This is a genomic window from Brevundimonas sp. (genome assembly GCF_030704825.1).
Lineage (GTDB): Bacteria > Pseudomonadota > Alphaproteobacteria > Caulobacterales > Caulobacteraceae > Brevundimonas.
On sequence record NZ_JAUYNX010000011.1, the window covers coordinates 103270 to 115312 of the forward strand.

At 69.4% G+C, this 12043-nt stretch carries 17 protein-coding genes; 10 read left to right on the plus strand and 7 right to left on the minus strand.

Annotated features, from left to right (window positions below; translation table 11 throughout):
• Window positions 1-23 precede the first annotated feature (23 nt).
• Together Q8Q71_RS04175 and Q8Q71_RS04180 are read left to right on the plus strand one after the other, a co-directional pair.
• Window positions 24-434 (plus strand): flagellar export protein FliJ, encoded by a 411-nt coding sequence (locus Q8Q71_RS04175; RefSeq protein ID WP_305758379.1) that lies wholly within the window; start codon window positions 24-26, stop codon window positions 432-434.
• Window positions 424-1515, plus strand: a complete 1092-nt coding sequence (locus tag Q8Q71_RS04180; RefSeq protein WP_305758380.1) for an endo-1,4-beta-xylanase — start codon at window positions 424-426, stop codon at window positions 1513-1515. Before Q8Q71_RS04175 ends, Q8Q71_RS04180 begins: the two co-directional genes overlap by 11 nt.
• Here Q8Q71_RS04180 and Q8Q71_RS04185 read toward each other — a convergent pair.
• Window positions 1512-2264 (minus strand): competence/damage-inducible protein A, encoded by a 753-nt coding sequence (locus Q8Q71_RS04185; protein ID WP_305758381.1) that lies wholly within the window; start codon window positions 2262-2264, stop codon window positions 1512-1514. The two genes, Q8Q71_RS04180 and Q8Q71_RS04185, sit on opposite strands and share 4 nt — an antisense overlap.
• Window positions 2265-2392: 128 nt before the next feature.
• Between Q8Q71_RS04185 and map the strand changes: the two genes are divergently transcribed.
• The 7 genes from map to Q8Q71_RS04220 all read left to right on the plus strand — a co-directional run bounded on the left by map (window position 2393) and on the right by Q8Q71_RS04220 (window position 6707).
• Entirely contained in the window at window positions 2393-3217 is an 825-nt protein-coding gene (gene map, locus Q8Q71_RS04190) for a type I methionyl aminopeptidase (RefSeq protein WP_305758382.1), read from the plus strand.
• A gap of 70 nt (window positions 3218-3287) precedes the next feature.
• Window positions 3288-4061 (plus strand): DNA repair protein RadC, encoded by a 774-nt coding sequence (radC, locus tag Q8Q71_RS04195; protein ID WP_305758383.1) that lies wholly within the window; start codon window positions 3288-3290, stop codon window positions 4059-4061.
• Window positions 4058-4573 carry a GNAT family N-acetyltransferase gene (locus tag Q8Q71_RS04200; RefSeq protein ID WP_305758384.1) on the plus strand — a complete coding sequence of 172 codons (516 nt, stop codon included), beginning with the start codon at window positions 4058-4060 and terminating at the stop codon, window positions 4571-4573. Before radC ends, Q8Q71_RS04200 begins: the two co-directional genes overlap by 4 nt.
• A gap of 71 nt (window positions 4574-4644) precedes the next feature.
• Entirely contained in the window at window positions 4645-4899 is a 255-nt protein-coding gene (locus Q8Q71_RS04205; RefSeq protein WP_305758385.1) for a BolA family transcriptional regulator, read from the plus strand.
• Window positions 4900-4903: 4 nt separating this feature from the next.
• Window positions 4904-5827, plus strand: coding sequence for an aldo/keto reductase (locus Q8Q71_RS04210; RefSeq protein WP_305758386.1), 924 nt, complete (start codon window positions 4904-4906; stop codon window positions 5825-5827).
• Between the two features lie 83 nt (window positions 5828-5910).
• A complete protein-coding gene (gene grxD / locus Q8Q71_RS04215) occupies window positions 5911-6279 on the plus strand; it encodes a Grx4 family monothiol glutaredoxin (RefSeq protein WP_305758481.1) in 369 nt (122 codons plus the stop codon).
• A complete protein-coding gene (locus tag Q8Q71_RS04220) occupies window positions 6279-6707 on the plus strand; it encodes a thioesterase family protein (RefSeq protein WP_305758387.1) in 429 nt (142 codons plus the stop codon). Before grxD ends, Q8Q71_RS04220 begins: the two co-directional genes overlap by 1 nt.
• Before the next feature lie 4 nt (window positions 6708-6711).
• Here Q8Q71_RS04220 and Q8Q71_RS04225 read toward each other — a convergent pair whose 3' ends face one another.
• Window positions 6712-7098, minus strand: coding sequence for a hypothetical protein (locus Q8Q71_RS04225; RefSeq protein WP_305758388.1), 387 nt, complete (start codon window positions 7096-7098; stop codon window positions 6712-6714).
• Between the two features lie 151 nt (window positions 7099-7249).
• Here Q8Q71_RS04225 and Q8Q71_RS04230 point away from each other — a divergent pair, with 151 nt between their 5' ends.
• On the plus strand, window positions 7250-8419 hold the full coding sequence (locus Q8Q71_RS04230; protein ID WP_305758389.1) for a serine hydrolase: 1170 nt from the start codon (window positions 7250-7252) through the stop codon (window positions 8417-8419).
• Between the two features lie 89 nt (window positions 8420-8508).
• Here the strand turns inward: Q8Q71_RS04230 and rpsD are convergent, their stop codons facing one another.
• From rpsD to Q8Q71_RS04255, 5 genes are all read right to left on the minus strand, one after another.
• Window positions 8509-9126, minus strand: a complete 618-nt coding sequence (rpsD, locus tag Q8Q71_RS04235; protein WP_055828175.1) for a 30S ribosomal protein S4 — start codon at window positions 9124-9126, stop codon at window positions 8509-8511.
• A gap of 149 nt (window positions 9127-9275) precedes the next feature.
• The gene (locus Q8Q71_RS04240) at window positions 9276-9743 is read right to left on the minus strand and encodes a hypothetical protein (protein WP_305758390.1); all 468 of its coding nucleotides are present in this window, start codon (window positions 9741-9743) and stop codon (window positions 9276-9278) included.
• Window positions 9744-9796: 53 nt separating this feature from the next.
• A complete protein-coding gene (locus Q8Q71_RS04245; protein ID WP_305758391.1) occupies window positions 9797-10729 on the minus strand; it encodes an MBL fold metallo-hydrolase in 933 nt (310 codons plus the stop codon).
• Between the two features lie 76 nt (window positions 10730-10805).
• Window positions 10806-11354 (minus strand): hypothetical protein, encoded by a 549-nt coding sequence (locus tag Q8Q71_RS04250; RefSeq protein ID WP_305758392.1) that lies wholly within the window; start codon window positions 11352-11354, stop codon window positions 10806-10808.
• Between the two features lie 58 nt (window positions 11355-11412).
• Complete coding sequence (locus Q8Q71_RS04255) at window positions 11413-12027, minus strand: superoxide dismutase (RefSeq protein ID WP_305758393.1); 615 nt, start codon at window positions 12025-12027, stop codon at window positions 11413-11415.
• Between the last annotated feature and the right edge of the window lie 16 nt (window positions 12028-12043).

Here is a 12043-nt window from a genome sequence, read left to right on the forward strand (position 1 = left end):
CCGACTGTCTGGAGCGCGTACCGATGAGCAACTGGGCCCAATCGCTGATCCGGATCTCCAGCTACGAGGTCGAGACGCTGCAGAAGCGTCTGGCCGAGATCACCGCCCGTCGGGCCTCCGCCGAAATGCGCATCGCCGTGCTCGAGGCCGAGGCCGAGATCGAACAGGCGCGCGCCCGCGATGACGCCGAAGCCGCCATGCTGCTGCAGGCCTATCTGAACGGCTGGAAGCTGCGCAAGGGCGCGGCCGAGGCCGACGTCGTCGTCATCGACGCCGAGGAGGAAGGCGCCCGCGACGCCCTGTCCGGCGCCTTCGAGGAACTGAAGAAGTTCGAACACGTCGCCGAAATGACCCGCCTCAACGCCATGATCGCCGCCGGCAAGCGCGAGACGGCGGCCTTCGACGAACTGGGGCTGAGGCGCCGTGCGGGCTGATCCGCCCGGACTGAACCGCCGCGCCCTTCTCGCCGCCCCCATCGCGCTGGCCGCCTGCGAGCGCTTCGCCTCCGCCCGGACACCGGCAGGTCCGCTGGCGCCTCCGCTGAAATCCCTCGCACCCTTCCCCATCGGCGCCACCGGCATGACCTGGCAGCTGGATCAGCCCGCCTGGGTGGAACAGATCCTGCGCCATTGCTCGCAGCTGACTCCCGAGTGGGAGCAGAAGATGGAGCGGACCCTCGGCCCCGGCTTCAGCTACGATTTCGAACCCGCCGACCGGATCGTCGCCTTCGCCCGCGACAATGGCCTGCGCGTCCACGGCCATACACTGATCTGGTATTCCCAGGGGGCGGAGGTCTTCGACGACGCCACCGTACCCCGCGCCCGCTTCGCCGCCGAATACGACCGGTACATCTCCACCTTCGTCGGCCGCTATCGTGGACGGATGGCCGGCTGGGACGTCGTCAACGAGCCGGTGGCCGAGGACGGCGACGGCCTGCGCGAATGCCACTGGAGCCGGGCGCTCGGCATGGACGGCTACATGGTCCGCGCCTTCGAACAGGCGAAGGCCGCCGATCCCGACGCAGTCCTGTTCCTCAACGAATACAATCTCGAGAACATCCCCCGAAAGGGCGCGACCTTCCTGCGTCTGGTCGAGCGCCTGCTGAAGCTCGGCGCCCCCATCGGCGGCATCGGGACCCAGTCCCACCTCGACATCGAGATTCCGGCCGGCCAGATCACGGCCTTCATGCGCGACGCGGCCTCGCTCGGCCTGCCCATCCACGTGTCCGAGCTCGACTTCCCGATGCAGCGCGACGGCGGCAGGATGCCCGACCTCCGTTCCATGGCCGAAAAGCGCGCCCAGCAGGTCGCTCGCGTCGGCGAATTGGCCGAGGCCTTCATGGCCCTGCCCGAGACCCAGCGCTACGCCTTCACCACCTGGGGCCTGCGCGACCCCGACAGCTGGCTGGTCCGGGCCGAGGGCAAGAACCATCCCGACGAGAGCGCCCTGCTGCTCGACGCCGCCGGCCGCCCCAATCCGGCGTATCAGGCCGTGGCGGCGGCGTTCGCCCGCTAGATCAGGACCGCCGCGACCCCCGCCTTCGCCAGTTCGGCCAGCAATTCCTCGACCGCCGCCTCCACCCTGGCCGCGTCCCGCCCCCGCATGACCAGATTCGTCCCCATCTCGTCGACCGAGCCGTGGCCGAACGGATAGCTGCCGAAACTGATCTCGCGATCGGCCCGCGCCGCCGCCGTCAGAATGTCCGCGATCGCCCCCTCGCCCACGCCGGTGACCCGGATCGTCCGGGCCTGCACCACCGCCCCGGTGCGCAGCCGCGGCGCCACATCCTCCAGCATGGCCGTCATTATCTTCGGCACGCCGGCCATGACGAAGACATTGCCGATCTGGAAGCCCGGCGCGTCGGTCACCGGATTGGCGATCAGCGTCCCGCCCTCCGGAATCCTCGCCATCCGCCGCCGCGCCGCGTTGAAGTCGTCGCCATAGCGCCGCGCCAGGATCGCCAGCGCCTCGGGATGCTCGGGCAGGGCCACGCCGAAGGCCGTCGCCACCGCATCGGCGGTGATGTCGTCATGCGTCGGTCCGATGCCGCCGGTGGTGAAGACATAGTCATGCGCCGCGCGCAGGGCGTTCAGACTGTCGACGATCTGCGCCTTGCGATCGCCGATCGTCCGCGCCTCCAGCAGGTCGATCCCCAGCGCCGCCAGGAACCGGGCGATGGTGTTCAGGTTCGTATCCTGTGTCCGGCCGGACAGGACCTCGTCGCCGATGATCAGGACGGCGGCGGTGGGCGGAGCTTCGTTCATGCCCGATCTTTAGCCCATCCCACCCACGGCCCGAAGTCGGCGCGTCGGCGCCGCGGGCGCCTCAACCCGGCCTTGAGGTTTGTGCTATACTCTCCCACCTGAGACGCGTCCCCCGAAAGCCCCGCCTGATGTACGAGACCCCCGAACTGGACGACGACGCCTTCGTCCGCACCCACGAGATTCGTGTCCACGAAGGCGAGGAAGCCTGGGAGGGCATGCGCGCCGCCGGCCGACTGGTGGGTCAGGCCCTGGACATGATCACCCCCTTCGTGGTTCCCGGCGTGACCACGGGCGAGATCGACGACCGCGTCCGCGAATTCACCCTCGACCACGGCGCCCTGCCCGCCTGCCTCGGCTACAAGGGCTATGAGAAGACGGTCTGCACCTCGATCAACCACGTCGTCTGCCACGGCATTCCCGGCGACCGGGTGCTCAAGGACGGCGACATCGTCAACATCGACCACACCGTCATCGTCGACGGCTGGCACGGCGACTCCAGCCGCATGTATCCAGTGGGCGAGATCAACGCCCGCGCCCGCAAGCTGATCGACGTCACCTATGACTCGCTCGAGGCCGGGCTCGCCGTCATCAGGCCGGGCGCCACCTTCGGCGACATCGGCTACGCCATCCAGCAGGTGGTCGAGGCCAACCGCATGTCGGTGGTGCGCGACTTCTGCGGCCACGGCATCGGCCGGCTGTTTCACGACAGCCCCAACGTCCTGCACTACGGCCGCCGCGGCGAAGGCGCGACGCTCAAACAGGGCATGTTCTTCACCGTCGAGCCGATGGTGAACCTGGGCAAGCCGCACGTGAAGGTCCTGTCCGACGGCTGGACCGCCGTGACCCGCGACAAGTCCCTTTCGGCCCAGTGCGAGCACACCTGCGGCGTCACAGAGACGGGCGTCGAGCTGTTCAGCGCCAGCCCGGCGGGCATTTTCCGGCCGAGATTCTAGGCTCTCCGCCCGCCACTGGACGTTCGCCTTCTGTTCTGACATCAATCGTCCGATTGAGCCGGAGGCCGCGATGTCCAGCGTGCTGCCCTTTCCGATCCCGCCCTCCCGGACGCCCGGCGCGGCCCCCGAGCCGCCGCGCGCGCCCAGACCCCACCACGCCGGGCACCGCGAACGACTCCGCGAGCGCGCGCGGGGCGCGGGCCTTCCCAACCTGCCGGACTACGAACTGCTGGAGCTGTTCCTGTTCCGCAGCCAGCCCCAGGGCGACGTCAAGCCGGTCGCCAAGGCCCTGCTGGCCCGGTTCGGCTCCCTGGCGGCGGTGCTGGCGGCCCCGGTTGAGGACCTGGTCACCGTCAGGGCCGAAGACGTGCGAGGCCGGGTGAAGGGCGTCGGGGCGGAGACGGCGCTGGACCTCGCCGCCCTGCACGAGGTGGCCCGTCGCGTCGTGAAGGAAGAGGCCGGCAAGCGCACCGTCATCTCGTCGTGGACCGCCCTGGTCGCCTATGTCCGCATGAGCCTGCAGCACGAAGGCCGCGAGCAGTTCCGGGTCCTGTATCTCGACAACCGCAACCAGCTGATCCTCGACGAAATCCAGAATCGCGGCACCGTCGACCATGCCCCGGTCTATCCGCGCGAGGTGGTGCGTCGGGCGCTGGAGCTGTCGGCCAAATCGATGATCATCGTCCACAACCACCCGTCCGGCGATCCGACCCCGTCCCGGCCCGACATCGAGATGACCCGACAGGTGATCGAGGCCGCCCGCGCGTTGGGCGTCGACGTCCACGACCACCTGATCGTCGGCCGCGAGGGCGTAGCCAGCTTCAAGCAATTGGGATTGATGTGACCGTCCTGATCACCGACCGCCTGACCCTGACCCCGGTCCAGGTCTCCGACTTTCCCGACCTGTGCGCCCTGTTCGGCGATCCGGCCTTCACCCGGCACATCTTCGGACGGGGCCTGAGCGCGGAAGAAGTCTGGTTCCGGACCCTGCGCGACATCGGCCACTGGGAAGCCCTGGGCCACGGCAACTGGGCCGCGCGGCTGAAGGACGGCGGCGATCTGGTCGGGACCTTCGGCGTGCTGGATTACAGGCGGGAAATCACCCCCGCCTTCGACGCGCCCGAGCTGGGCTGGGGCGTCGCGCCCCGCTTCCAGGGCCAGGGACTGGCGTTCGAGGGCCTGTCGGCGGCCCTGGCCTGGTGCGACGATGCGCTGAACGCCGCGCGCACGGTCTGCATGATCTCGCCGGACAACGCCCCGTCGCACGCCCTGGCCGCGCGGGCCGGCTACACGCCCTATGCCGAGACGACCTACAAGGACGCGCCGGTGGTGTTGCTCGAGCGGACGGCCCGATAGCCCCGGAACCGTAGCCAGCCATTAAGGTTTACGCGCCATCATCCCCGGCGAATCCGGAGACCGCGCCGTCCATGCCCATGCCCGTCGAAACGCTTCGCGGCCATCTGACCGAAGCCTTTCCCGACGCCGAGATCGTCATCGACGATCTGGCCGGCGACGGCGACCACTATCGCGCGCGCATCGTCGCCCCGGCCTTCGCCGGCCTGCCGCGCGTGCGTCAGCATCAGCTCGTCTATGCCGCGCTGAAGGGCAAGATGGGCGGCGAACTTCACGCGCTGGCGCTCGAGACCTCGGCGCCGCCCCCCTCGTCGTTGGCGGGAGACTGACACCATGCGCTACCGTCCCTTTGGCCTCGCCGGACAGGCCGTTTCGGCCCTGACGCTGAGCCTCGGCGCCCGCGACATCGCCGGCGGCCCCGAGGCCGGGCGCGAACTGATCTATTCGGCCCTGGAAGCCGGCATCAACTCCTACCGCCTCGAGACCGCCGACCCGGTGCTGGCCGAGGTGCTGGGCCAGGCCCTCGAACACGTCGACCGCAAGCTGGTGCAGGTGTCGCTGACCCTCGGCGCCGGCGACGGCCGCCGCGGCTCCGATCGCGACTTCTCGGCCGAGGGCATCACCTCGGCGATCGATCGCGCGCTGCACGCCTCCGGCCTCCGGTATTTCGACCTCGCCATCCTCGACGAACCCGGCGACCACGAGCTGCCGCAGACGACCCTCAACGCCCTGAAGGCCCTGCGCGCCACCGAGCGGGTGCGGCTGCTGGGCATCTCAGGCGACGCCGAGGTCGTCGACACCTATGTCTCGACCGGCGCCTTCGACGTCCTGGCCACGCCCTTCCACGTCAACGCCTCCTGGCAGGTGCGCTCGCGGATGCGCGCCGCCCGCGACGGCGACATGGCCATCTTCGTCTACGGCTATTTCCCGGACAGCCTGAACACCGCGAAAAAGGCGGCCACGGCCCATGTCGAGAAGAAGCGCGGCCTGTTCGGCTTCGGCGGCGCCCCCAAGGTCAAGGAAGGGCCGCTGGCCCACGCCGGCACCTTCGCCTTCCTGCACCGCACCAACAATTGGTCGGCCGAGGCCATCTGCCTCGCCTATGCCCTGACCGACCCCTCGGTCTCCAGCGTCATGATCGAGGCCAGCGACATCGAGCGGCTGAACACCCTCGCCCAGGTGCCGGACCGCGACATGCCGCCCGGCCTGGCGGCCCAGATCGAGATGGCCCGGGTGGCCAGCGCCCAGGCGGCCTGACGCCGCACCGCTCTTGACCGTGCGTCGCCCGGTCCCTAGCTGACGGCCTTCACCGAAGGGCCAGTATCGTGACCGATCAGACCGTGACCGCTTCCACCGCCGCAGACCCCGTCCACGCCTTCATCGGCGATACGGTGAAGCAGCATGACGTGGTGCTGTTCATGAAGGGCACGCCGGACGCGCCGCGCTGCGGCTTCTCCTCGCTGGCGGTGCAGATCCTCGACCATATCGGAGCAAGCTTCGTCGGCGTCGACGTGCTGCAGGACGAGGCCCTGCGCGACGGGATCAAGAGCTTCAGCGACTGGCCCACCATTCCCCAACTGTATGTGAAGGGCGAGTTCGTGGGCGGCTCGGACATCGTGCGCGAAATGTTCAACGCCGGCGAGCTGCAATCCCTGATGACCGACAAGGGCATTCCCCTCGGCGAGGGCTCCGACGACTCCGGGACCTGATGGCGCGCGCGGTTCTCGAGCCCCGCGAGGACCGCGAGGTCTTCGTCGTTCCGCTGACGGTGCGGCCCGAACACATCGACGACAACGGCCACGTCAACAACGTCGTCTATGTCGGCTGGCTTCAGGACGCCGGCACCGCCCACTGGAACGCCCGCTTCGACGACGCGACCCGCGCCCGCTGGTCCTGGGTCGCGGTCCGGCACGAGATCGACTATTTCCGCCCCCTGCCGCCCGGGGCGCAAGGCGTCGCGGCCCGCACCTGGGTCGGCGATCCGCAGGGGCCGCGCTTCAACCGCTATGTCCGTATCGAGGACGGCGAGGGTCGGCTGTGCGCCCAGGGGGTTTCGGAGTGGGTCCTGGTGGACGCGGCGACCATGCGGCCGCATCGCATCCCGCCGACCATGCTGCCGGCGTTCGAGGCCCGCTGAGCCGTCAGCCCGGCGGCATCTGGTAGGGATTGTCGACCGACAGGCGCGACCCGGACGGCAGACCCAATTCCTCGAACGACCAGCTCAGGGACGCGCCTTCCGGCCGCGACTCCCGGCAGCGGTCTTCCTTGATGCGGCGCAGGGTGATGATCGGCCCGTCGTTCGACGGGCGCACCACCGGCATGATGTCTTCCTTGGTCGTGCAGCCGTTCGAGGTGACCCGGAACACCGCCTGGTCGTGGGCGATGACCGCCGCATGGACGGGTTCGATCTGTCCGGGCAGGTCGGCCGTCTGCGCCGCGGGCGGGTCCCTGAACCGCTCCATGACGGCGCAGGCCGGCAGTGCGGCGCACAGGCCCAGGGCGGCGGCGAGCGTCGTGATGCGTTTCATCCTCCGGCCTCCCGCGCCGAACCCTGAGCGAACGGGAAAATGCGCCTGTTCGTCCGGCAAGGGAACCCCGCTGGCGACCATGGCCGCTTCTTAATGCGGCCGGGCGGGCGTTTCATGGCAAGCTGCGCCTCCCGGTCGCGGAGGAAACGCCATGTTTCGCGCCTGCCTGCTTGCAACAGCCCTGTTCGCCGCCTCGTTTCAGCCGGCCGCCGCCCGGACCGGGCCCCTGCCATCGGCTTCCGCCATGGACGCCGAGGTCGGGCGGCTGATGGGCGCGACGGGCGCGCGCGGCCTGGCGCTGGCGGTGATCGAGGACGGGCGCCCAGTCCATGTGCGCGCCTATGGCGAGCGCAACGCCCGGGGCCAGCCGCTGACGGAGGCCACCGTCATGTACGGGGCCTCGCTGACCAAGGCGGTGTTCGCCTGGACCGTGATGCAGCTGGTCGAGGAAGGCGTGATCGAGCTGGACCGCCCCATCGGGGACTATCTCTCCCGCCCCCTGCCCGACTATTACGACGCGATCATCGAGGACCGCTACGCCGACTATCGCGGCCTGGCCGACGACCCGCGCTGGCGCGCCATCACCCCGCGCATCCTGCTGACGCACAGCGCCGGCTTTTCCAACTTCGGCTTCCTGGAGCCCGACGGCCGCCTGAAGATCCATTTCGAGCCGGGCTCGCGCTACGCCTATTCGGGCGACGGGCTGATTCTGTTGCAGTTCGTGCTGGAGCAGGGGCTGGGGCTGGACCTCGGCGCCGAGATGCAACGGCGGGTGTTCGACCGCTTCGGCATGACCGACACCGGCATGATGTGGCGCGCCGACTTCGCCGACGACCTGGCCGACGGTTGGAAGATCGACGGATCCGTGGAGCCGCACGACGAGCGCAGCAAGCCCCGGGCCGCCGGCTCGATGGATACCTCCATCGCCGACTTCGCCCGCTTCGCCGCCGCCTATGTGCGCGGAGAGAGCCTGTCTCCCGCCTCCCGCGCGGAACTGGTGAGGCCGCAGTTGCCCATCACCACGGCGACCCAGTTCCCCTCCCTCCAGCCCGAGCTGCCGCCCGACCGGCGGCGCGCCGACCTGGCCGCCGGCCTCGGGGTGATCGTGTTCGACGGACCGCAGGGGCGGGGCTTCTTCAAGGGCGGGCACAACGGCTCCACCGCCAACACCTGGGTCTGCGTCGAGACGGGCCGGCGGTGCGTCGTCATCCTGTCCAACGACGTGCGGGCCGAGACGGCGTTTCCGACCCTGGTCGCCTTCATCCTCGGCGACACCGGCGTGCCCTACGACTGGGAGTACGGCCCGCTGCCGGCGCTCTGAAAGCAGAAAGGCCCCGGATTTCTCCGGGGCCTTTCCAATTTCGCATCCGCGCTCAGGCAGCGAGCGACGGCGTCGCGAGCGTAGCGCCCTTACGAGGAATAGTATTCCACGACCAGGTTCGGCTCCATCTTCACCGGGAACGGCACGTCGGCCAGTTCCGGCACGCGGACGAAGCGGACCGAGAAGCCGCGGTCGCCGATTTCGATGTAGTCCGGGATGTCGCGCTCCGACGACTGCTGGGCTTCGAGCACCAGCGCCATGTTGCGGGACTTTTCCTTGACCTCGACGACGTCGCCGACCTTCAGACGGTACGACGCGATGTCGACCTTCTTGCCGTTGACGGTCACGTGGCCGTGGCTGACGAACTGACGCGCGGACCAGACGGTCGGCGTGAATTTGGCGCGATAGACCAGGGCGTCCAGACGGGACTCCAGCAGGCCGATCAGGTTTTCCGAGCTGTTGCCCTTGCGGCGCGAAGCCTCTTCGTAGGTCGCGGCGAACTGCTTCTCGGTGATGTTGCCGTAGTAGCCCTTCAGCTTCTGCTTGGCCTTCAGCTGCAGGCCGAAGTCAGAGACTTTCGACTTGCGGCGCTGGCCATGCTGGCCGGGGCCGTACGAGCGCTTGTTGACGGGGGACTTGGCGCGACCCCACAGGTTTTCACCCATGACCCGGTCGAGTTTGTACTTGGCGCTATGGCGCTTGGACATGTGCTGCTCTTCTTCGTGATGCGGCCCGGTCCCTCCCCAACTGGAGAGACGATCTCAACGGCGGTCCACGCATCGTCCGTAGTGGTTCGCGCAGACGGGCGGACCCGACGGCGTGAAGGGCGCGCTTATGACGACTGAAGCCCTCCGGGTCAAGGCTTCCGGGCGAGGAGATCGTTCAGGAACGCGTCTTCCGGGTGCAGGAAGATGCTGCTTATCCGCCAGCGCCCGTTCTCGCACCTCAGGTGCAGGCGGCGATACACCTGTCGGCCCTCCGCGTTGATGAAGCCCAGGCGCATGACGGTGTCGTCCACCCCGCTGCGGTTCAGGATGTACAGACTGACGCCCGTGATGTCCTCCATCCGGCCGCCACCGGTCAGCCAGTCCCGGGCAAGGCGGAGCGCCTCGCCGCGATCCCGACGCCCGTATTCGGCCTCCAGCGCGGACGCCAGCGGTTCGGCGAAGAAGGCGGTCGACACCCGGCCGTCGGCCCCCGCGCTCGCCGTCATCCCGTTCACGACGGCATAGGAGGCGCGGTCGATATGCGGCAGATCGACCACGCCGCACTGGGCTTCCCAAGCGGCAAACAGGGCGGCGGCGATGGGGACGACCAGCGACATGCCGACATCGTCTTCGGCCGGCTCGCATCAAGCCAGCGTCGGAATCTGACGAACTACCGTTCCGGAACCCAGACGAAGCCGTCGTCGCGGCGCTGGAACCAGCCCAGGCCCGGGAAGGGGAAATGGACGCCGTAGATGCGGGCGCCCGGCGCGGCGCCGCGTTCCAGCAGGGCCTGACGCGTGGCCACGCCGGCGGCGGCGTCCGTATCCCAGGCGTTGATCCACTCCGGCCGCTGGACCGAGATGATGGCGCTGTGCAGGGCGTCGCCGATGTAGAGCAGACGGTCCGTGCCGGACGTGATCTCATATCCGGTATGGCCGGGCGTATGGCCGTCCAGCGCCACGGCCTTGATCGACGGCGTGACCTGGGCTCCGGGCGCGAACGGCCGGACCCGGGGGGTCGCGGCGGTCAGCAGGGCGGTTTCGCCGGCCCGCGCCGCGCCCGCCTTCATATATTCCCATTCCGGAGCGCTGATGTGGATCACGGCCCCGGGGAAGGTCAGCGAGCCGTCCGAACCGGCCAGCCCGCCGACATGGTCGCCGTGGGCGTGCGAGATCAGGACGTCCGTGACCATGGTCGGATCGACCCCGGCCGCGCGCAAGGAGGCGACAAGCTTGTTCTGCGTGCCCATCCGGCCGCCGGCGCCGGTGTCGATCAGAACCACCCGCTCGCCGTCCCGCACCAGCAGCGGCTGGACCGGCAGGGTGATCGGGTCGGCGGGCAGCCCGGCCGCGGTCAGCACCGCCCCCGCCGCCGCCGTATCGGCCCACGGGCTGTCCCCGGCCTTGTTGGCCAGGACGATCTCGCCATCCTTCAGCGCCACCGCCTCCAGCGCGCCGATGCGGAAGGCGTGGATGTCGGCCGCGGCGGCGGCGGGCGCGGCGGGAACGGGCGCCTCCCTGGCCGGCTCGGGATCGGGCGAACAGGCGGCGCCGAACAGGGTCAGGATCAGGCTGGCGGCGGCGAGGCGGACGTGCGCGTTCATCGGGCGGCTCCTGGGGTCGTGTCTGGTCCGAACGGTAGCGCTGGAGATAGGGCCGACCGGTCGCCGCGCCAAGCGTTCAGCAGTCGCCGGGCCGGACTCTCCGCCCTTCGGGGTCCGCCTCGGACGGCCCGGGCGTATCCAGGATCGCGTCCAGGCTCCGCCCCTCGGGAAACAGGCAGACCGAATCGATGACCCAGTAGTCGTTCTGGTCGATGAGATGGATCCGCCGTCCCCAGCCCGGCCTGTGGTCGAACCCCATGCTGACCACGGCGCTTGCCGGCCGGGTCGTCGAGGCGCCCGTGGTGTTCAGCACCCAGGCATGGAAATCGTCAGAGGGCCAGGCGGCGTCGCCGCGGCGCAGCCAGTCGGCCGGAACGCGCGGCGCGGCGCGCGACCGGTCGAGGGCGATCCGCGCCTGCAGCCGGGGCGAGAAATATCGCATCGGCGGCCAACCCCCCTCGGCCGGCGTCGCCCCGTATATCTCGGCGACGAGGGCGGAGACGCCCTTGCTGTGGGTCATGCCCTGGCCGAGGACGCGCTGGCTTTCGCCCGGCCGCTCCTGGGCCGCGGCGGGCCCCATCGCCGTCAGCGTCGCGGTCAGCAGGATCAGCAGCAGGCGGGTCATGGTCCGAGGCTGAACCCGCCCCGGCCCGCCTTCCACCGACGAAAGCTGACGCCCCGGATCAGGCCGTGGCGGCGGCGAACAGTTCGTTCGCCTTGTTCCAGTTCACCACCGTCCAGAAGGCCTTCAGATAGTCGGCCCGGCGGTTCTGGTATTTCAGATAATAGGCGTGCTCCCAGACGTCGGCGGCCAGGACCACGGCGCCCTTTTCCTCGGCCACATCCATCAGCGGATTGTCCTGGTTCGGCGTCGAGGTGACCTTGAGCTTGCCGTCCTGCACGATCAGCCAGGCCCAGCCCGAGCCGAACTGGCCCGCGCCCGCGGCGTTGAACGCCTCCTTGAATTTGTCCATCCCGCCGAGGTCGCGGTCGATGGCCGCGGCCAGCTCCGCCGAAGGTTCGCCGGTCTGGCCCTGCGGCGCCAGCAGCTCCCAGAACAGGCTGTGGTTCCAGTGGCCGCCGCCGTTGTTGCGCACGGCCTTGGGGGCCCTGGAGATGTTGGCGAACAGCTCTTCCAGCGACTGGCCCTGCAAGGCCGGATCGGCGTCGACCGCCTTGTTCAGATTGTCGACATAGGCCTGGTGGTGCTTGTCGTGGTGGAATTCCATCGTCGCCTTGTCGATGGCCGGCTCCAGGGCGTCATAGGGGTACGGGAGGGGCGGAAGCGTAAAGGCCATGGGGAGGCTCCTTCGA